Source organism: Pseudoflavonifractor phocaeensis (genome assembly GCF_038439875.1).
Classification (GTDB): domain Bacteria; phylum Bacillota; class Clostridia; order Oscillospirales; family Oscillospiraceae; genus Vermiculatibacterium.
Map to the genome: position 1 here is coordinate 375,683 of NZ_JBCDMT010000003.1, position 18,932 is coordinate 394,614.

Consider the following 18,932-nt stretch of genomic DNA (forward strand, 5'->3'; position numbering starts at 1 on the left):
AACCCTCACCCCCGGGCCGCGACGCGGCCGTCCTCGATGCGGATGATCCGGTCGGCCAGCTGGGCGATCTCCTCGTTGTGGGTGATCATGACCATGGTCTGGCGGAAGGTCTGGCTGGTGACCTTCAAAAGCCCCATCACGTCCTGGCTGGTACGGCTGTCCAGGTTGCCGGTGGGCTCGTCAGCCAGGAGGATGGCGGGCTTGGCCGCCAGGGCCCGGGCGATGGCCACCCGCTGCTGCTGGCCGCCGGAGAGGTTGTTGGGCAGGTTCTGGAGCTTGCCCTCCAGGCCCAGGGTCTCAATGATACGGCCCACGTAGTCCCCGTCGGGCGCGTCCCCGTCCAGTTGGATAGGCAGAACGATGTTCTCGTAGACGTTGAGCACCGGCACCAGATTGTAGTTTTGAAACACGAAGCCGATCTTCCGGCGGCGGAAGATGGTGAGCTCCTCGTCCTTTAAAGAGGACAGCTCCCTGCCGTCCACGGTGACGGTCCCGCCGGTGGGCCGGTCCAGCCCGCCCAGCATGTGTAGGAGGGTGGACTTGCCGGAGCCGGAGGTGCCCACCACGGCCACAAATTCCCCCTTCTCCACCGTAATATCCACGCCGTCCAGCGCCCGGACTTCCGCCTCGCCGGCGCCGTAAATCTTTTTCAAATCCTTTGTCTCTAATATCGTCATGGTCCATACCCTCCAAAAAGATAAAGTCTGTATTGCGTTCCACAACACAGACTTTACCACGGCAATCTTTCCACGTTCTTTCTGAAATCTAACACTTCTGAAAGATTTCACTTTTTGGGCAGGAACAGCGAGAAGGTGGACCCAACCCCCACTGCGGAGGATACCTTGAGGTAGCCCCCCTGCCCGGCGGCGATCTGGCGGCTCAAATAGAGGCCGATGCCCACCCCCTCCGCCTCCCGGGCGGCGTCGGCGCGGTAAAACCGCTGGAAGACCCTGGCCTGATCCTCTTCCGGGATGCCCATGCCGGTATCGGCCACGTCCACCCGGCAGAAGAAGCTGTAGGCCGTGGCCCGGACCGTCACCGTGCCGCCGGCGGGGGTGTACTTCACCGCGTTGTCCAGCAGATTGTAGAGGGCCTCCGCCGTCCACCTGGGGTCGAAAAAGGCGGTCTCCTGCGTGGGTTCCACCGCCAGCGCGACCCCCTTGGCCTCCGCCTTGGGGCGGACCTGGGCTGCGGCGCTCTCCAGGGTGGGCGCCAGGGGGGCGGGCACGGGGCGCAGGGCCAGGATGCCGGTCTCCAGCCGGGAGGTCTTGATGAGGGACTCGATGAGGAAGCGCAGCTTCTCGGCCTGGCGCTCCAGCGCCGCCGTACAGCTCCGGCTCTCCTTGGGCAAATCCTGCTCCGACAGGAGTTGGGTATATAAGAGGAGATTGGCCACCGGGGTTTTGGTCTGGTGGGAGATGTCGGCGATGAGGGTCTTGATGGCGTCCCGCTCCGCCTGGAAGTCCCGCCCGGACACCGCCGCGGCGGACAGGTAGTGGGCCAGCTTGGTCTCCACGGCGGAGAGCATGGTCTCGTCAAAGGCGTCCTCGGTGAAGTCCCCCCGGAGGGCGGCGTCCAGCATCCCGTCCATCCGCCGCAGGGTCCGCCGGAGCCGCCGCCGGTCCCAGACCACCACCGCCGCCGCGGCCAAAACGGCCCCCAGGGCCAGCCATTCCAGCGGGCCCATCACTTCACCGCCCAGGTGTAGCCGATGCCGTACACCGTCTTGAGGAACCGGGGCTTGGAGGGGGTCTCCTCCAGCTTGTCCCGCAGGCGCTTCACTGTCACGGACAGGGCGTTCTCGTCCACGTACTCCGCCCCGTCGGTCCACACCCGATCCACCAGCTCGGCCCGGCTCAGGGTCATCCCCCGGTTCTGGACCAGCACCCGCAGCAGCTTCTGTTCGGTCTTGCTCAATTCCACCGGGGCGGCCCCCCGGCGAAACTCCATGCGGTCAAAGTCGAAGAGGAATCCCCCCACCTCGAACCGGGCGGTGGGGGCGGCCTTGCGCAACTGCGCGTTCACCCTGGCCCGCAGCACCGCCAGGGAAAAGGGCTTGGAGATGTAGTCGTCCGCCCCCAACTCCAGCCCCGCCACGATGTCGGTCTCCAGGTCGTTGGCGGTGAGGAGGATGACCCCCGGCCCGCCGCCCCCGCGCAGCTCCCGCAGGAGGTCCAGGCCGCTGCCGTCGGGCAGGTTCACGTCCAGCAGCAGCAGGTCGAATTCCCTACCCGCCAGCAGGGCGCGGGCGCCGGCCAGTGTGTGGCACAGCTCCGCCTCCAGCTCCGGCCCCCGCAGGGCCATGCGGACCCCCTCGCCCAGGGCCCGGTCGTCCTCCACAATCAGCAAACGGTTCATACGCGGCCTCCCAAAGCATGATTGGAACCAGTATACCATAGCCGCCCCCGGGGGACAAGCCGCCCGGGGGACAAGCCGCCCGGGGGACAAGCCCTGTTGTAGATAAGTGTTGCTGGTATAAACTCCGTCAGCTTCACCAAACAACCTTGAGAGGAACAGTTTCATATGTCAGAATATAAACAAGTAGTTCGCATTAGGCGGATAAGGCGAAGTAAATGGGGTGCTGGGGTGTTTAATGAAATTTGTATTTATGAAGCAAAGATTGATAAACAAGATGAAATTGAAACTTTAATGAAAGAGGTTGCCGAGTTCTATCTTTCGCAACCCGGAGTTATTGATGTGAAGTATGTCAAACGCACACACCGGCAAGAGGATTTCAATGCTGTCAAGGAAGGAAAACCACCCATTCGATTGACTAAATGGGTAGGCAAAGTCACATATATTTTGCACTGGACACTTGAGGACGAAGAAACTCATGCCCGTGTTTCAAAACTTGGATTGGAACGGTTTTATAAGAGATGGAATCGTTGCCTAACCACAATGCCTAAAATTTTATTGGGTGAAAACATTGTGTAATGCGTCTTATTGGTATAAGGCGGCACAAATCCGAAAATCCCTACATGGAAAAAGTGTAGGGATTTTTTGGCTATTAAAATGAAGATCAGTTTGCTATGCCGAAAAGCAACGCTTATCTACAACAGGGCCAGCCGCCGGGAACTCTTTACTTTCCTTTGAAATCATGTATAATGTGACCTTGTGTGTATGATTTGTTTCTCAAAGGAGAGGATACCTCCATGCGGCGAAAAATCGACCTGGGCAATGACAGCGTGGGCCGGCTGGTCCTGCGCCTGGCCATCCCCACCCTGCTGGCCCAGTTCATCAACGTGCTCTACTCCATCGTGGACCGGATGTTCATCGGCCACATCCCCGTCATCGGGGACCTGGCCCTGGCGGGGGTGGGGGTCTGCGGCCCCATCGTGACCCTGCTGTCCTCCTTCGCCTATCTCGTTTGCCAGGGGGGAGCGCCCCTGATGGCCATGAAGATGGGGGAGGGGGACCACGACGGGGCGTCCGGCATCCTCTCCAACTGCCTGCGGCTGCTGCTCGTTTTGGCCCTGGCCCTGTCCGCCGTCTTTTTCCTCCTGCGCCGCCAGCTCCTTTTGTGGTTCGGCGCCAGCGCCGACACCTTCCCCTACGCCCTGACCTACCTCACCATCTATATCGCCGGCACCGCCTTCGCCCTCATGGCCACCGGCCTCAACAGCTTCCTCATCTGCCAGGGCCGCTCGGGCCTGGGCATGGGCACGGTGGTGCTGGGGGCGGGGCTGAACATCGTCCTCGACCCCATTTTCATCTTCGTTCTTGATTTGGGCGTGGCCGGGGCGGCCTGGGCCACCCTTTTGTCCCAGGCGGCGAGCTGTATCTTCGCCCTTTTGTGCCTGCGCCGCAAATCCATGCCGGTGCCCCTCCATTGGGGCCGGTTCGACTGGGGAGCCTGCAAGAAGGTGCTCACCTTCGGGGTCTCCCCCTTCCTCACCATCTGCTCGGACAGCGTGCTCCTCATCGTCCTCAACACCGTCCTCCAGCGCTTCGGCGGCCCCGGGGAGGGGGACGCCCTCCTCACCTGCACCGCCATCGTCCAGAGCTACATGCTCCTCATCACCATGCCCATGGGGGGCATCACCCTGGGCTGTCAGAGCATCGTCAGCTTCAACTACGGCGCGGGCCGGCCCCGGCGGGTGGAGAAGGCCCTCAAGCACATCCTGGCCCTGTGCGTGGGCTTCACGGCGGTGATGCTGGCCGCTACCTGGCTGTGCGCCCCCCTCTTCGTCCGCCTCTTCACCCAGAACGCCGACCTGGCCGCCCGGAGCGTCACCTTTATCAAGATCTACACCGCCGCCGTCATCCCCCTGGCGGTGCAGTACGTCATCGTTGACCAGTCCACCGCCCTGGGGCAGGTCCGGCTGGCCCTCTTCTGCTCCCTCTTCCGCAAGGCGGTCTTCCTCGTCGCCACGGTGGCCCTGCCCATGCTCCTCACCGCCTCCGCCGCCTTCTGGGCCGAGCCCATCTGCGACGTGGTCGCCGCCTGCGTCTCCTCCTTCCTCTTCCTGCGCTTCATCCCCCGGCTGCTGGCGGGCCGGGCGGGAGACAATCTTGACACCGTCCCCCGGGATGGGATATAATTCGACGTGTTAGCGTACAAAAGTCTGCCACAGAAAGCAGGTGCGGCTATGAAAAAGCCCTTTGTGTCCCTGGAACGGCTCCAGGCCATCACCCAGCAGTACCCAACCCCCTTCCACCTCTACGACGAGAAGGGCATCCGGGAAAACGCCCGGCGGCTCAAGGCCGCCTTCGCCTGGAATCCCGGCTTCAAGGAGTATTTCGCCGTCAAGGCCACCCCCACCCCCGCCATTTTGAAGCTCCTCCACGAGGAGGGCTGCGGCGTGGACTGCTCCTCCCTTACCGAGCTGATGCTCTCCGACCGATGCGGCTTCTCCGGCAGTGAGATTATGTTCTCCTCTAACGAGACCCCGGCGGAGGAGTTTGAGCTGGCCGCCAGGCTGGGGGCCACCATCAACCTGGACGACTTCACCCACATCGACTTTTTGCGGGAGACCCTGGGGTATATCCCCGAGACCATCTCCTGCCGCTTCAACCCCGGCGGGGTCTTCCAGCTCGGTGAGAGTAAAGAGGGCTTCCAGGTCATGGACACCCCGGGGGACTCCAAGTACGGCTTTACCCGCCCCCAGCTCTTCGAGGGCTTTAAAAAGCTGAAGGAATTGGGGGCCAAGCGCTTCGGCATCCACGCCTTCCTGGCCTCCAACACCATCTCCAACGACTACTACCCCGCCCTGGCGGGCATCCTCTTCCAGCTGGCCGCCGACCTCCAGAAGGAGACCGGCTGCAAGGTGGCCTTCATCAACCTCTCCGGCGGCGTGGGCATCCCCTACCGCCCCGACCAGCCGGAAAACGACATCGCTGTCATCGGCGAGGGGGTGCGCAGGCAGTTCGAGGAGATCCTGGTCCCCGCGGGCATGGGGGACGTGTCCATCTTCACCGAGCTGGGCCGCTTCATGCTGGGGCCCTACGGCTGCCTCGTCACCAAGGCCGTCCACTTCAAGCACACCTACAAGGAGTACGTGGGGGTGGACGCCTGCGCCGCCAACCTGATGCGCCCGGCCATGTACGGGGCCTACCACCACATCACCGTCATGGGCAAGGAGGACAGGCCCCTGGACCACGTCTACGACGTGGTGGGGTCCCTGTGCGAGAACAACGACAAGTTCGCCGTGGACCGGCCACTCCCCGAGATCGAGTTGGGCGACCTGCTGGTTATCCACGACGCCGGGGCCCACGGCTTCTCCATGGGCTACAACTACAACGGCAAGCTGCGCTCGGCGGAGGTGCTTTTGGAGGAGGACGGCTCCACACGGCTCATCCGTCGGGCCGAGACGCCGGAGGATTACTTCTCCACCATGGTCTTTGATTGACCCAAAAAGAGAGGGCGGAGTGATCCGCCCTCTCTTCCTTACGTATTATATTGATATCACCGGCAGCAGATGTCCTTTCCCCGCTCCTTGGCCCGGTACATGGCCTGATCGGCCACGTGGAAAAGCCCTTCGAAGTCCTCCCCCTCCTCGGGGGCCACGGCGATCCCCACACTGCACGACACCCGGCCCAGCCCCCTGGCGGGGGCCCGCTCCCGCAGGGCCCGGCAGAAGGTCCGCCCCGCCCGGCAGGCGTCGGAGGCCCCCGCCCCCGGCAGGAGGATCAAAAACTCATCGCCCCCCGCCCGGCCCACGTGGGCGGGACAGGGGAACAGCTCCCGCAAAAGCTGGGCGGTGAAGGTGAGCACCCGGTCCCCTTCCAGGTGGCCCCGGCTGTCGTTGACCTCCTTGAAGTTGTCCATATCCACCATCAGCAGGGCGGCCCGCCCCTCCTCCGCCAGGGTGTCCTCCACCCGCTGGGACATGCCCTGCCGGTTCCACAGGCCGGTGAGCCAGTCCCGGTGGGACTGCTCCAGAAGGCGCTGGCGCTCCATCTGCTCGGCCGTGGTATCCCGCAGCAGCCCCGCCAGCCGCCCGTCGCTCCGGCGCAGACCGGCGCACTGATACCACGTGCCTCCCCGGACCGGCTTTTCCAGCCGCACCTGGGCCTCCACAGAGGACTTTCCCCGGGTCTCTTCCCGCAGGACCGGCTCCAGCGCCCGGGCCAGGGTCCCAGTCTCCCCCGGGGAGAGGGGGCCCTCCGGCCCCATGACCCGCAGGCCGTCCCGCCCCCAGACAAACACAAGGGCGCCGGCCAGCCGAAGCATCTGCCGGGGCCCCAGGGGCCATCCCAGGCCCCCGAACCCGTCCTGCAATTTCATCCCTCCTATGTTCTATCATTATGTACTCCCCACAGTATATGATATCCCATCGGTGAACGGGAACGAATCCCGTCGAGGGGAAAGGAGATACCGCCTATGGAACCGACCACCGTCAAAGGCCGCTTCGCCCCCAGCCCCAGCGGGCGGATGCACCTGGGCAATCTCTTCTCCGCCCTGCTGGCCTGGCTCTCCGTCCGCTCCGCCGGAGGGCGGCTGGTGCTTCGGGTGGAGGATCTGGACCCGGTGCGCTGCCAGCCCGCCCACGCCTGGCAGCTCATGGAGGACCTGGAGTGGCTGGGTCTGGACTGGGACGAGGGGGGCGACGTGCCCTCCTACTGGCAGAGCAGCCGGGGGGCCCGGTACGCCGCCGCCTTCGCCAGGCTGGAGGAGCAAGGCTTGGTCTACCCCTGTTTCTGCACCCGCCTCCAGCGGCTCAACGAGGCCCCCCACGTCCACGACGTCTCCCCCGCCTGCCCCTGCGCCGCCCTCACCCCGGAGGAGGTGGCCCGCCGCGCCCAGGAGCGTCCGCCTAGCTGGCGGGTGCGGGTGCCCCGGAAAAGCGTCTCCTTCACCGACGGCTGCCAGGGCCCCTACACCCAGGATTTGGCCCGGGAGTGCGGCGACTTCCCCGTCCGCCGGTGGGACGGGGCCTGGGCCTACCAGCTGGCGGTGGTGGTGGACGACGCCGAGATGGGGATCACCCAGGTGGTCCGGGGCCGGGACCTCCTCTCCTCCACCCCCCGCCAGCTCTGGCTCTATGAGGCCCTGGGGCTGAAGGCCCCCTCCTTTTACCACGTCCCCCTCCTCCTGGCCCCCGGCGGCCGCCGTCTGGCCAAGCGGGACGCCGACCTGGACATGGGGGCCCTCCGCCGCCGGTACACCCCCCAGCAGCTCCTGGGGCTCCTGGCCCATCTGGCCGGCCAGCAGGCCGATCCCTCCCCTGTTGCCGCCGCCCAGCTGGCGGAGGACTTTTCCTGGGAAAAAGTGCCCCGCCAGGACATCACCGTGGACCCCGGGCTTCTGGCCTGAGAAAGGCGCGGCCCCTTCCCAGCCTGCACAAAACGAAACCCCCGCCCGCGTCCCAAGGGACGCGGGCGGGGGTTCTCTTTTTCGGTTAGCGCAGGGTGTACAGCACCTTGGCCACCTGGCCCCGGCTCATGGGCGCCAGAGGCCGCAGGGTGTTGTCCTCGTATCCGTTGACCACACCCTGGCCCACCAGGCTGCGGACGTAGGCCTCGGACCATGCGGGCACCTGAGCGTAGTCGGTAAAGCCCGTGATCTCCGCCTCGGGGTACCCCCGCATCTGGGTCCGGCCCAGGATGGTCATGGCCTCGGCCCGGTTGATGCTGTCGTTGGGGTGGGCGTAAAGCCCGTCGAACTCCTGGCTGCCCTGGACGATGCCCCGGTCATACATGGCCTTCACCGCGGACAGGGCCCAGGAGGGGATATCCTTGGTGTCGGCAAAGGGCAGGGACACCCCCTCATACCGGCTCAGGTCCAGGCCCATCCACCGGGCCACCATGGTGAAGAACTCCGCCCGGGTGATGTCCGTGTCGGGCAGGTAGTTCAGCACGTCACCGGAGGTGGCCCCCTTGGTCACCCCCTGCTCGTAGAGGTAGTTGGCGTAGCTGGCGGCCCAGTGGTCCTCCATGTCGTCGAAGATGAGGGTGGCCCCCTCTCCCACGTCCAGGGAGGCCCGGCCCAGGTTGCCGCTGGCGTCCACCGCCGTCACCGTCACCCGGTGGCGGATGGCCCCGGGGGCGGGCAGGGTGGCGGTGAGGGTGCCGGTCTGCTCGTTCCAGCTCCCGGTCAGGGTGGCCCCGTCGTACTGGAGCACCACCGCCCCGGCGGAGAGGGAGCGGTCCACGTTGTCGTTGACGGTGGCGGTGAGCTGGATGCCCTTCACCCGGATGTCGATGGTGGGCGGGGTGGTGTCCTCCAGGTCCTCATTGGAACTGGTGAGCTGGTCCAGCCAAACCGTGCCGGTCCGGTTCTCCCCGCCGCCGTAGATGAAGCGCAGGCCGGTCAGGGCCGTGGCCCCCTCGGGGATGGCCACCAGCACGTGTTTCCAGCCGGTGAAGCTCAGGCCGGCCACCGGCGCCAGCAGCTCCTCGCCGCCGGCGTTTTCAAACACGGCGGTCAGGTTGTTGCCCGAGCCGTCGGAGAGGACCCACAGGCCCAGGTAGTGCTCCCCGCCGGGGATGGCGATCCTGGCGTCCAGCTGGGCGGTGCCCTCCTCGCCGGTGTCGTAGTCCACCTTCAAGCTCTGGAGCCCGGTGCGGACATTGTTCAGGGTCTTTTCGATCTCGGCCGTGGCGGTGTCGGTGGAGGTGAAGCCGGTCTCGGTGCCCTCCATGTCCTCCAGGCTCTTCACATGGCCGGCCACGTTCACGGGGATGGCCACCGTCTTGCCCCCGGCGGTGACGGTCAGGTTCCCCGAGGCGCTCTTGGTCCCGGCAGTGAAGGTGCCGTCCTCCGTGATGGAGCCCACGGCCTCGTCGCACTTCCAGGTATAGCAGCCGTCCTGGGACTGGAGCAGCAGGTTCCGCCAACCGCTGGAGGCGGTGAGGGAGACGGTCTCCCCCGGGTCCAGGGACAGTGCCGAAATGGTGCCCCCGGTGGCCTCGTTCTTCACCACGATCTGGTCGGGGGTGTCCACCACCGTGATGTCCGCCCAGCCGGTGACGCCGCCGGAGCCGGTGCCCGTCACCACGGCGCTCCCGGAGGAGGCGCCCGCCGTAAAGACCCCCTCCGGCGTCACCTCACCGGCCCCCTCGGCGGTATAAGTCACCCCCGAGGCGTTCCCCATGCTGTAATAGGCGGTGTCTAAGACCCCGGCGCTCAAAGAGAGCTGGGCCCCCGCCAGCAGCAGGGCGTCCCCGGGCGAGAGCGCCAGGGAGCCCGGCTCCCCGGTGGCCTTCAGCTCGGTGGTCAGAAAGATGGCGGTGGAGTTGGAGCGTTCCGCCCCGTCGGAGGGGCTGTTGACCACCTCCATATAGTTCTTGTCGGGATAGGTGACCCCGATGGTGGTGGAGCCGCCGCCGTCCAGGCCCACGGCCTCCACACAGCCAAGCTCCTGGAGCCGCATGGCCACCTGGGCGCAGGTGGCCCCCACGCTGACCCCGGCCTGCTTGCCGTCCACGGTGTAGAAGATGACGGTGCCGTCCTCCTTCACTCCGATGGCGGTGCGGGCGGTGCGCTCGGCGTTCAGGTTGGCCCCCACCTGCCCGTTGTCCAGCAGGCGGTACATGGCGCCCAGGGCCTCGGTGGCCTCGGCCCAGCGGGTGTCCTCGCTGGTGATGTCGATGTTCACCTCGTCCCCCGGCTGGAGGGAGCGGAGCATATTCAAAGTCCCCTCGTCGTCCTTGCCGTTCATGGTGAGGACGAAGCAGCCCTCCGGGATGGGGTTGTCCCCAGCGGCCTCGATGACCTGGTCTACGGTACAGCGCACCCGGCCCCCGATCCTGGGCATGTCCGACAAGGTGAGCTCGAAGCCCGCCCCGCTGTCCTCGGCGGAGATCACCTCGCCCAGGTCCTCCGCCACCGGCCGCAGGATCACGTCCACCCCGGCGGAGGTGTTCTGGGTGGTGGCCCCGAAGTCCCGGGTGAGCAGGGTCAGTCCCCCGCCGTCCACCGAGCGGACCTGGCGGATCTTGTTCACCCCGCCGAACACGGTGATCCGCTCCCCCAGCATGGTGGCGGTGATGAGCAGGTTGGGGGTGCCCACGAAGGCGGTGCCGTCGGCGCGGAAGCCCACGGCGGAATGGTAGGAGGCGGAGGAGCGCAGGATGCCGTCCGTCACCACCAGGCCAAGGGGCTGGCCGGTGGCGAACACGTAGAAGTCCCCGTTGGTGCCCCCCACCACCCGCTTGCCCTGGGCCTCCAGGCCCCGGGCCATGGTGGAGAGGGTGGCCCGCTTGAGGACCGTGTCCCCGTAGGCCACGGTGGGCTTCACATCCTCGTTGGGGGTGTAGGACACGTAGCGCTCGGTACGCAGGTCCTTGTATGTATCGCTCCAAAAATAGGCCCTTGTCAACCCGGCGCCCTCGGACAGCGCCGTATGTCCGGCGTGGAGGTCGTGGCCCAGGGCGTCGGAGGCCAGGGCGGCCTGCCCCAGCAAAAGCGACAGGGACAGCCCCGCCGCGGTGATCTGTTTCATCCAGTGCTTCATGCTTCCTCCTGTTCCGGTCAACAAACGATGCGTACCGGGACAAGCCCGGTACGCATCATCTTATCACAGCCGGGGAGCGGTGTAAACCGCCCCGGCAATATTGGAACCAAATGTCATTTTTCCTTCAAAAACTTTCCCTCCGCCCGCAGGCGGGGCAGGGTGGTCTTGAGGGTGGCGGCCTCCTGGATGGTCAGCAGGTCCCCGATGAGCTGGTTGGACACCAGGAACCCCTTGGGGGTCAGGTGCCACCGGCGGTCCTTCTTCACCGCCCAGCCCTGGCGCTCGTACTCCTCCAATTTCTGCTCCAGAGGGTCGAAATTGAGGGAGAATTCCCGCCGGTACTCCCACTCCTCGATCCCCCGGACGGTCCGCAGGCGGAGCATGAGGTACTCGCTGCCCCGCTCCCGGTGGGGGATCAGCTCGGAATCGTCGATGACCGCCCCGCCGCCCAGGATACCCGTGATATACCGGTCCAGATCCCGGACGAAGGAGTAGCGCCGCCCGCCGAAGTCGGAGTGGGCGCCGGGGCCGAAGCCGATATAGGGCTTGCCCATCCAGTATTTCAGGTTGTGCCGGGACTGGAAGCCGGGCCGGGCGAAATTGGAGATCTCATACTGGGGATACCCCGCCTGGGCCAGCCGCTCCACCGTCCACAGGTACATGTCGGCCTGGGCGTCGTCATCCGGGAGGACCTCCCCCCGGGTGACCCGCCCGTCCAGGGGGGTGCCCGGCTCCACCTTCAGCCCGTAGCAGGACAGGTGCTCCGGCGACAGGGACAGGGCGGCCTCCACGCTTTTTTTCCAGCTTTCCATGCTCTGGCCGGGCAGGCCGTAGATCAGGTCCAGGGAGAGGTTTTTAATCTTGGCCTTCCGGGCCAGGGCCACCGCCTCGGTGACCTGACTGAAATTGTGAAGGCGGTGGACGGCGTGGAGCTCCCCGTCGCAGGCCGACTGCATCCCCAGGGACAGCCGGTTCACCCCCGCCCGGCGCATGGCCGTCAAAAAGTGCCGGTCGGCGCTCTCCGGGTTGGCCTCGCAGGTGATCTCGGCGTCCCGGGCCACGTCGAAGCGGCGCTTCACCTCGCCCAACAGCCCGGCCAGACGCTTGCCCCCCAGGACGCTGGGGGTGCCGCCGCCGATATACACCGTGTCCACCTGCCAGCCCTTGGCCAGGGGCGCCGCCTCCTTGATGTGGGCGGTCAGCGCCTTGCAGTATTCGTCCATGACCCCGTCCCGCTCCGGCAGGGAATAAAAGTCACAGTAATCGCACTTGGCCCGGCAAAAAGGAATATGGAGATAGACGCCCAGTTTTTCACCCATAGGTTGCACCTCGCTCCGACAGGGGTTTGAATTTTATTATTATACTACTTTTTTCACTGTTTGGAAAGAGAGCGGGTGCGGTTTTCCAAAAATTGTGGTAGAATCAATTCAAACCGCTTTCATTTCCGAGAAGGGAGGCGCCCCCTTGCGCTATCTGGAATTTTCCGTCCCGGAGGACGAGGCGGGCCGCCGGGTGGACGCCGTCCTCCGCAGCCGGGGCCTGTCCACCTCCGCCATCCGCCGGGCCAAGCACCGCCCCCGGGGCCTCTTAGTGGACGGGGAGGACATCTACACCAGCTACCTGGTCCACCCCGGGCAGACGGTGGCCATCCTGGCCGACGACAGGGCCCCCTCCGGCATCGTCCCCTTTGACGGCCCGGTGGACATCCGCTACGAGGACGACGATCTTCTGGTGGTGGACAAGCCCGCCGGGCTCACCGTCCACCCCTGCGCCGGGAACTGGGAGGACTCCCTAGGGGCCCGGCTGGTGGCCTACTACCAAACGATCGGCCTCCCCGCCGGCTTCCACCCCGTCCACCGGCTGGACAAGGGCACCTCCGGGCTGATGGTGGTGGCCAAGCACCCCGCCGCCCAGCATTCCCTCACCGCCGCCCTCCACTCGGGGGCCTTCCACCGGGAGTATCTGGCGGTGTGCGAGGGCCTCCCCTTCCCCGCCGCCGGGGTGGTGGACGCCCCCCTGGGCCGCAGTGACGATTCCTACATCCGCCAGGAGGTCCGCCCCGACGGGAAGCCGGCCCGCACCCACTATGAGGTGATTTGCCCAGGCGGGCTCTTCTCTCTGGTCCGCCTGGTGCTGGAGACCGGCCGCACCCACCAGATCCGGGTCCACATGGCCCATCTGGGCCACCCCCTGGCGGGGGATTTCCTCTACGGCACCGAGCTCCCGGAGCGCATCTCCCGCCCCGCCCTCCACTCCGCCCGGCTGGAGCTGCGGCAGCCCTTCACCGGGGCGGCCCTCTCCTTCCGCTCGGACCTGCCGGAGGACATGGCCCGGCTGATCCCCTCCTGATAAAAAAGCTCCTTGCGCTATTTTTTACGGCATATGGCCCCTCCGGGGCCATGCCTTGGATCACAGGCCGGGGCCGGGACGGCCCCGTGCCGTTTTTATAGATTGCCGCTGGCAATCTATAAAAACGCCGCCCTCCCCAGTGGGAGGGCGGCTTCCTGGTTATTCTTCCAATCCGCTCAGGCGCAGCCATTTCCCCCGCTTCCAGCGCACGGTGCACAAAACGCCTCGCAGGGTCAGGTCGATGGCCATGGCGGTCCAAATGCCGGCCAGCCCCCAGTCCAGCTTCAGCACCAGCAGGCAGGCCAGGGGCACCCGCACCAGCCACATGCACACCAGCCCCACAATCATGGGGAAGCGCACGTCGTCCGCCCCCCGGAGGGCGTTGGTGAGGATGATGGACACGGCGAAGAGGGGCTCGGAGAAGGCCACGATCCGCAGGGCCATCGCCGCCTGGGCCACCACCCCGGCGTCCGAGTTGAAGAGGGAGGCCAGGGGCGGGGCAAAGAGGAACAGGGCCGTGCCCGTCACCAGGCACAGCAGGAAGCCGATGCCTCCCGTCAGGTTCCCGTAGGCCTTGGCGTCGGCCTTCTCCCTGGCCCCCACCGACTGCCCCACCAGGGCGATGGCGGCGTAGCCGATGCCGTAGGCGGGCAGGTAGCACAGCCCCTCGGCGGTGTTGGCGATCTGGTGGGCCGCCAGGGCCACGGTGCTCAGCCGGGCCACCAGGGCGGTCATGGCGATCTGTCCCAGGTTGACGGTGGCCCGCTCGGCGGCGGAGGGCAGGGCCAGCCGGGCGGCCCGGCTGATGATGCCCGCGTCCGGAGCCAGCCCATCCCGGAAGGAGGTCTCATAGCCCACCTGCCGGAAGGCGGCCCAGGCGGTGCCCGCTCCGGCGGCGGCCAGGGCGATGGCCGAGGCCAGGGCGGCCCCCTCCACCCCCATCCCCGCCCGGGGGATGGTAATGCCCAGGAATTCCCCCGTGGGGTAGATGAGGAAAAAGTTCAGCACGATATTCAGCAGGTTTGCCGCCGTGTTGAAGATGAGCGGTGTCTTGGTGTTGCCCATACACCGCAGGATGGCGGAAAATACCGCCAGCATGGAGCCCAGGGGCAGGGCGGCGCAGTAGATGCGCATGTAGCTGACGGCGTGGGGCAGCACATCCGGCTTGGCCCCCAGCCACCGGGGGATGTAACCCCCCAGCGCCTCGTAGATGGCGCACACCAGCAGACCGCAGACCAGGGCCGCCAGGAACCCCTGCCGGATCACCCGCTTGACCCGCTCCCTGTCCCCCGCCCCCACGGCGTTGGATACCTGGACCGAGTAGCCCACGCCCACGCCCACCAGGATGCCCTGGACCAGCCAGATGGGGGCGGCGTTCACCGAGACGGCGGCGGTGCCCGCCGCGCCCATGACGCCCACCATGGCGGTGTCCACGTAGCTGACCATGGTCCCAAGCACCTGCTCGATGATGGCCGGCCAGGAGAGCCGCCAAAGCACCTGGAGGCGGGTCATATTTTGTCCTTCTGTGAGCGTCACGGCCTCACACCCCCGTCAAATCAAAATCCGGCACATAGTCCCCGCTGGCCGCCTCCGGGTCCTGGGCGTAACCCGCCAGCTCCAGAGCGGCCATATATTCCTCCGCGCTCCGCCGCTCACTGGGGCGGAGCTTCCGGTCGATCTCAGGATACTCCCCCGCCCGGCCCAGGGGCACATATTGGCTCATGAGGGAAAAACGGACCTCCCCCGGCGGAAAGGTCCCGGCCACCCAGTCCATCACCGCCTTGGCCTCGGGCAGGCCACCGGGCAGAAGCAGGTGCCGGATGACCAGCCCCCGCTTTAAAAGCCCCTCCCCGTCGAACACGCAGGGACCCGTCTGGCGGAACATCTCCAGGATGGCCGCCTTGGCCCGCTCCGGGTAGTCCGGGGCGGCGGAGTACCGCTCCGCCCGGGCCGGGTCCAGATACTTCAAGTCGGGCAGGTAGACCTGCACCTTCCCCTCCAGCCCTCGCAGAGTCTCCACCGACTCATAGCCCCCCGTGTTCCAAACCACCGGCACCGGCAGGGGCTCTTCCAGAGCCCGGGCCACGGCGTGGGCAAAGTGGGTGGGGGTCACCAGGTTGATGTTGTGGGCCCCCTGGCCGATGAGGGACCAAAAGATCTCCCGCAGCCGCTCCACCGTCACAGCCTTCCCGAAGCCCTCCTGGCTGATGACGCTGTTCTGGCAGAATACACACCGGAGGTTGCACCCGGAGAAAAACACCGTCCCCGACCCCCGGGTGCCGGAGATGGGGGGCTCCTCCCAGAAATGGAGGGCGGCCCGGGCCACCACCGCCTCGGCGGGCATGGCGCACACCCCGCCGGGGCGGCCCTCCCCCCGCTCCGCGCCGCAGGTGCGGGGGCACTGTGCACAAATCATAACGTTCTCTCCCCAGCCGTCAAAAAAAGCGCCGCAAAAGCGGCGCTTTTTTCGTGCGTATCAGTGAAGCTCAATCCCCAAAGTTGCCGGAGATCAGCTCGATGAGGGCCTCCACGGCCTCCTTCTCATCGGCGCCATCGGCGATGAGGTTGATGGCGGTGCCCTTGACGATACCCAGAGACAGGACGCCCAGCAGGCTCTTGGCGTTCACGCGCCGCTCGTCCTTCTCCACCCAAATAGAGCTCTTGAACTCGTTGGCCTTCTGAATAAAGAACGTCGCCGGGCGGGCGTGCAGGCCCACCTGATTGTTCACGGTAGCCTCTTTCATGTACATAGCAGTTTTCCCCCCAAAATACATTGCGGTACTGTTCCTATAGAATATCAAATTTAAGCTTTCCCGTCAATGGCATTTTACACAAAATACAAGCGCCAACCTTGGCCCCATACCCTGTTTCTCCCCATTACCAGTGCCGTTCAGTCCAGCCTTCCCCCTGGGGGAAGGTGGCACCGCCCAAGGGGCGGTGACGGATGAGGGGAACTTAGCCTCTATAGACCGGCTCCTTTTCGTGCCGTTCCCCTCATCCGCCCCCTTCGGGGGCACCTTCTGCCCACAGGGCATGATCTGTCCGTATGTGGCACATCCGCTGACGGACAGCCAACCCCAAGGGGAAGGTGTTGTTCCATAGGGATTTCTATTTCAGCTCCGCCACCGTCACGCCGTCCTCACCCTCGCCGAAGCGGCCGGGGCGGAAGGCCTTGACGTAGGGGCTGCGCTTGAGGTGGGTGCGCACGGCGGAGCGCACCGCGCCGGTGCCCTTGCCGTGGATGATGCGCACCTCCTGGAGCTTGCCCATGACGGCGTTATCCAGGAACCGGTCCAGCTCCACGATGGCCTCGTCCCCGGTGAGGCCCCGCAGGTCCACCTCGGGGGAAGCCCCCAGGCTTCTGAGCTGGTGGGAGGCCCGCTCCACGATCTTTTTTACCGACTGCTGGGTCTCCCCCTCGGTGACCCGGACCTCGTCCTGGGCGGCGGTGAGCTTCAAAATGCCCGCCTGGAGTTGGAGGGTACCGTCCTTCTTCACGTCCAGCACCGTGGCCCGGGTGCCGTTCATCTTGATGAGCTCCACCGTGTCCCCCTTTACCGCGGGGCGGGTGGGGGGCGGCACGGGGGCCTCGGGGGCCCGGCCCAGCTTGCCCTCGGCGGCGTTCAGCTTGCCCCGGAGCCCGGCCCGGGCCTCGTTCACCCGCTGCCAGTCCTCCTCCTGTTTCCGGCGCTTCTTCATCTCGTCCAGCTCCCGGAAGGTGTCGTCGGCGGCCTGCCGGGCCTCTGCCAGGATGGCCCGGGCCTCCGCCTGGGCCTTTTCCACGGCCCTGGCCCGCTCCTTCTCCAGCCCGTCCCGGTACTCCCGGGCCTGGCGCTGGTACTCCTCGGTCTCCCGCCGGAGTTTTTCCGCCGCCTCCTTCTCCCGCTCCATCTCCTGGCGCTGGCGGTCCAGCTGGGTCAGCACATCCTCGAAGCGCACGTTCTCGGCGCTGACCCGCCCCGCCGCCGCGTCGATGACATGGCCGGGCAGGCCCAAACGCTGGGAGATGGCGAAGGCGTTGCTCTTTCCGGGGATGCCGATGAGCAGCTTATAGGTGGGGGCCAGGGTCTCCACGTTGAACTCGCAGGAGGCGTTCTCCACCCCCGGGGTGGTCATGGCGTAGACCTTCAGCTCGGCGTAGTGGGTGGTGGCGGCCACCAGGGCCCCCAGGGACCGGGTCTCCTCGATGATGGCGGCGGCCAGGGCTGCTCCCTCCACCGGGTCGGTGCCCGCCCCCAGCTCGTCGAAGAGCACCAGGCTCCGCTCCCCCGCCTCCCCCAGGATGCCCACGATGTTCACCATGTGGGAGGAGAAGGTGGACAGGCTTTGGGCGATGGACTGCTCGTCCCCGATGTCGGCCAGCACCCGGTCGAAAACGGGCATCCGGCTCTCCCCGGAGGCGGGGATGTGGAGCCCGCACTGGGCCATAAGCACCAGGAGCCCCAGGGTCTTGAGGGTCACGGTCTTGCCGCCGGTGTTGGGGCCGGTGACCACCAGGGTGTCGAAGTCCTCCCCCAGCCGCAGGTCGTTGGCCACGGCGGTATCCCGGTCCAGGAGGGGGTGGCGGGCCCGCTGGAAGGAGATGCCCCTATTCACGATCTTGGGGGCCATGCCCCGCATCCGCAGGGACAGCCCCGCCCGGGCAAAGATGCCGTCCAGCAGGATGAGGAAATCGTAGTCCTGCCGGATGTCCTCCCGGTGGCCGGCGCACTCCGCCGACAGCTCGGCCAGGATGCACTCGATTTCCTTCTTCTCCTTGGCCTCCAGCTCCCGAAGCTCGTTGTTGGCCTTCACCACCCCCATGGGCTCGATGAAGAAGCTCCCCCCGCTGGCGGACACGTCGTGGACCAGGCCGGGCACCTCGTTCTTGCACTCCGACTTCACCGGCACCACGTACCGGCCGTTTCGCTGGGTGATGATGGGCTCCTGGAGGTACTTGGACTGGTTGGAGGAGATGAGGCGCTGGAGGATGTCCCGCACCTTTCCGGCGGTGGCCCGCTTGTGGCGGCGGATGTCGGCCAGCTCGGGGCTGGCGGCGTCGGCGATCTCGTCCTCGGCCAGGATGGAGCCGGTGATCTTCTCCTCCAGGAACCGGTTGGCGGTGAGGCCGTGGAACAGCGGGTCGATGGGGGTCTTTTTGTCGCTCCCCGCGGCGTACTCCATGGCCCCCCGGGCGCAGCGGAGCACGGCTGCGATGTCCAGCAGCTCCCGGGTGTTGAGGGAGCCGCCCATGTCCGCCCGCTGGAGGGAGGCCGCCACGGGCCGCACCCCCGAAAAGGAGGGGGAGCCCCGCAGGCTCACCAGGTCCACGGCGGCGGAGGTCTCGGCCAGGGCCCGCTCCACGTCGTCGGCGTCGGTGAGGGGGCGCAGGGCCAGGGCCCGCTCCTTCCCCTCCTCGGTCACCGCCTCGGCGGCCAGGAGTTCCAGGACCTTGGGCAGTTCCAGGGTCTCGATGGATTTTTCAAATAATTCGTCTCGCATAGTTAACCTCGATGTGGGTTTGTTTCGGTTGGTATCGGCAGTTCGTTTTCATGTTCGCTGATTGCACCTCGGAGGTGCGCTCTTCTGGGGGACATTTCTTTTCCCGAGGAAAAGAAATGTCCCCCAGACCCCCAAAGAAAAGTCTTTTGGTGCAGCCTTGAGCGCAGTTTTCCTTCCCAGTAGAAGGTCTACTGCTCATTGTTA

At 66.1% G+C, this 18,932-nt stretch carries 15 protein-coding genes; 5 read left to right on the forward strand and 10 right to left on the reverse strand.

Annotated features, from left to right (window positions below):
- Positions 1–5: 5 nt before the first annotated feature.
- The 3 genes from AAEU42_RS06495 to AAEU42_RS06505 all read right to left on the reverse strand — a co-directional run bounded on the left by AAEU42_RS06495 (position 6) and on the right by AAEU42_RS06505 (position 2,358).
- Positions 6–677: an ABC transporter ATP-binding protein gene (locus tag AAEU42_RS06495; RefSeq protein WP_342232719.1), complete on the reverse strand. Its 672-nt coding sequence runs from the start codon at positions 675–677 to the stop codon at positions 6–8.
- Positions 678–784: 107 nt separating this feature from the next.
- Positions 785–1,687, reverse strand: coding sequence for a sensor histidine kinase (locus AAEU42_RS06500; protein ID WP_342232720.1), 903 nt, complete (start codon positions 1,685–1,687; stop codon positions 785–787).
- The gene (locus AAEU42_RS06505) at positions 1,687–2,358 is read right to left on the reverse strand and encodes a response regulator transcription factor (RefSeq protein WP_342232721.1); all 672 of its coding nucleotides are present in this window, start codon (positions 2,356–2,358) and stop codon (positions 1,687–1,689) included. The genes AAEU42_RS06500 and AAEU42_RS06505 overlap by 1 nt, the downstream gene beginning before the upstream one ends.
- Positions 2,359–2,523: 165 nt before the next feature.
- On the opposite strand from AAEU42_RS06505, the gene AAEU42_RS06510 reads away from it, so the two are divergent.
- The 3 genes from AAEU42_RS06510 (at position 2,524) to AAEU42_RS06520 (ending at position 5,849) form a co-directional block, all read left to right on the forward strand.
- The gene (locus tag AAEU42_RS06510; protein ID WP_425288196.1) at positions 2,524–2,934 is read left to right on the forward strand and encodes a hypothetical protein; all 411 of its coding nucleotides are present in this window, start codon (positions 2,524–2,526) and stop codon (positions 2,932–2,934) included.
- Between the two features lie 218 nt (positions 2,935–3,152).
- On the forward strand, positions 3,153–4,541 hold the full coding sequence (locus tag AAEU42_RS06515; protein WP_342232722.1) for an MATE family efflux transporter: 1,389 nt from the start codon (positions 3,153–3,155) through the stop codon (positions 4,539–4,541).
- 48 nt (positions 4,542–4,589) lie between these two features.
- Positions 4,590–5,849, forward strand: coding sequence for a diaminopimelate decarboxylase (locus tag AAEU42_RS06520; protein WP_342232723.1), 1,260 nt, complete (start codon positions 4,590–4,592; stop codon positions 5,847–5,849).
- Positions 5,850–5,905: 56 nt separating this feature from the next.
- On the opposite strand, the gene AAEU42_RS06525 is transcribed toward AAEU42_RS06520, so the two are convergent.
- On the reverse strand, positions 5,906–6,727 hold the full coding sequence (locus tag AAEU42_RS06525) for a GGDEF domain-containing protein (RefSeq protein ID WP_342232724.1): 822 nt from the start codon (positions 6,725–6,727) through the stop codon (positions 5,906–5,908).
- 96 nt (positions 6,728–6,823) lie between these two features.
- On the opposite strand from AAEU42_RS06525, the gene gluQRS reads away from it, so the two are divergent.
- Complete coding sequence (gluQRS, locus tag AAEU42_RS06530; RefSeq protein WP_342232725.1) at positions 6,824–7,756, forward strand: tRNA glutamyl-Q(34) synthetase GluQRS; 933 nt, start codon at positions 6,824–6,826, stop codon at positions 7,754–7,756.
- 85 nt (positions 7,757–7,841) lie between these two features.
- Here the strand turns inward: gluQRS and AAEU42_RS06535 are convergent, their stop codons facing one another.
- Both AAEU42_RS06535 and hemW read right to left on the reverse strand, forming a co-directional pair.
- Positions 7,842–10,898, reverse strand: coding sequence for a phosphodiester glycosidase family protein (locus tag AAEU42_RS06535; RefSeq protein ID WP_342232726.1), 3,057 nt, complete (start codon positions 10,896–10,898; stop codon positions 7,842–7,844).
- A 113-nt stretch (positions 10,899–11,011) separates the two neighbouring features.
- Positions 11,012–12,217, reverse strand: a complete 1,206-nt coding sequence (gene hemW, locus AAEU42_RS06540) for a radical SAM family heme chaperone HemW (protein WP_342232727.1) — start codon at positions 12,215–12,217, stop codon at positions 11,012–11,014.
- Positions 12,218–12,362: 145 nt separating this feature from the next.
- Here hemW and AAEU42_RS06545 point away from each other — a divergent pair, with 145 nt between their 5' ends.
- The gene (locus tag AAEU42_RS06545) at positions 12,363–13,247 is read left to right on the forward strand and encodes an RluA family pseudouridine synthase (protein WP_342232728.1); all 885 of its coding nucleotides are present in this window, start codon (positions 12,363–12,365) and stop codon (positions 13,245–13,247) included.
- Between the two features lie 159 nt (positions 13,248–13,406).
- Here the strand turns inward: AAEU42_RS06545 and AAEU42_RS06550 are convergent, their stop codons facing one another.
- The 4 genes from AAEU42_RS06550 to AAEU42_RS06565 form a co-directional block, all read right to left on the reverse strand.
- Positions 13,407–14,759 carry an MATE family efflux transporter gene (locus tag AAEU42_RS06550; RefSeq protein ID WP_342232729.1) on the reverse strand — a complete coding sequence of 451 codons (1,353 nt, stop codon included), beginning with the start codon at positions 14,757–14,759 and terminating at the stop codon, positions 13,407–13,409.
- A 28-nt stretch (positions 14,760–14,787) separates the two neighbouring features.
- Positions 14,788–15,663, reverse strand: a complete 876-nt coding sequence (locus AAEU42_RS06555) for a radical SAM protein (RefSeq protein WP_342232730.1) — start codon at positions 15,661–15,663, stop codon at positions 14,788–14,790.
- A gap of 70 nt (positions 15,664–15,733) precedes the next feature.
- The gene (locus AAEU42_RS06560; protein ID WP_342232731.1) at positions 15,734–15,997 is read right to left on the reverse strand and encodes an HPr family phosphocarrier protein; all 264 of its coding nucleotides are present in this window, start codon (positions 15,995–15,997) and stop codon (positions 15,734–15,736) included.
- A gap of 358 nt (positions 15,998–16,355) precedes the next feature.
- Positions 16,356–18,728 carry an endonuclease MutS2 gene (locus tag AAEU42_RS06565; RefSeq protein ID WP_342232732.1) on the reverse strand — a complete coding sequence of 791 codons (2,373 nt, stop codon included), beginning with the start codon at positions 18,726–18,728 and terminating at the stop codon, positions 16,356–16,358.
- Positions 18,729–18,932 lie beyond the last annotated feature (204 nt).

What these genes read in the sequence shown, in the direction of transcription:
- AAEU42_RS06495 (WP_342232719.1), bottom strand. Translation starts at nt 677, where the DNA reads ATGACGATATTAGAGACAAAGGATTTGAAAAAGATTTACGGCGCCGGC.
- AAEU42_RS06500 (WP_342232720.1), bottom strand. Translation starts at nt 1,687, where the DNA reads ATGGGCCCGCTGGAATGGCTGGCCCTGGGGGCCGTTTTGGCCGCGGCG.
- AAEU42_RS06505 (WP_342232721.1), bottom strand. Translation starts at nt 2,358, where the DNA reads ATGAACCGTTTGCTGATTGTGGAGGACGACCGGGCCCTGGGCGAGGGG.
- AAEU42_RS06510 (WP_425288196.1), top strand. Translation starts at nt 2,524, where the DNA reads ATGTCAGAATATAAACAAGTAGTTCGCATTAGGCGGATAAGGCGAAGT.
- AAEU42_RS06515 (WP_342232722.1), top strand. Translation starts at nt 3,153, where the DNA reads ATGCGGCGAAAAATCGACCTGGGCAATGACAGCGTGGGCCGGCTGGTC.
- AAEU42_RS06520 (WP_342232723.1), top strand. Translation starts at nt 4,590, where the DNA reads ATGAAAAAGCCCTTTGTGTCCCTGGAACGGCTCCAGGCCATCACCCAG.
- AAEU42_RS06525 (WP_342232724.1), bottom strand. Translation starts at nt 6,727, where the DNA reads ATGAAATTGCAGGACGGGTTCGGGGGCCTGGGATGGCCCCTGGGGCCC.
- gluQRS (WP_342232725.1), top strand. Translation starts at nt 6,824, where the DNA reads ATGGAACCGACCACCGTCAAAGGCCGCTTCGCCCCCAGCCCCAGCGGG.
- AAEU42_RS06535 (WP_342232726.1), bottom strand. Translation starts at nt 10,898, where the DNA reads ATGAAGCACTGGATGAAACAGATCACCGCGGCGGGGCTGTCCCTGTCG.
- hemW (WP_342232727.1), bottom strand. Translation starts at nt 12,217, where the DNA reads ATGGGTGAAAAACTGGGCGTCTATCTCCATATTCCTTTTTGCCGGGCC.
- AAEU42_RS06550 (WP_342232729.1), bottom strand. Translation starts at nt 14,759, where the DNA reads ATGACCCGCCTCCAGGTGCTTTGGCGGCTCTCCTGGCCGGCCATCATC.
- AAEU42_RS06555 (WP_342232730.1), bottom strand. Translation starts at nt 15,663, where the DNA reads ATGATTTGTGCACAGTGCCCCCGCACCTGCGGCGCGGAGCGGGGGGAG.
- AAEU42_RS06560 (WP_342232731.1), bottom strand. Translation starts at nt 15,997, where the DNA reads ATGTACATGAAAGAGGCTACCGTGAACAATCAGGTGGGCCTGCACGCC.
- AAEU42_RS06565 (WP_342232732.1), bottom strand. Translation starts at nt 18,728, where the DNA reads ATGCGAGACGAATTATTTGAAAAATCCATCGAGACCCTGGAACTGCCC.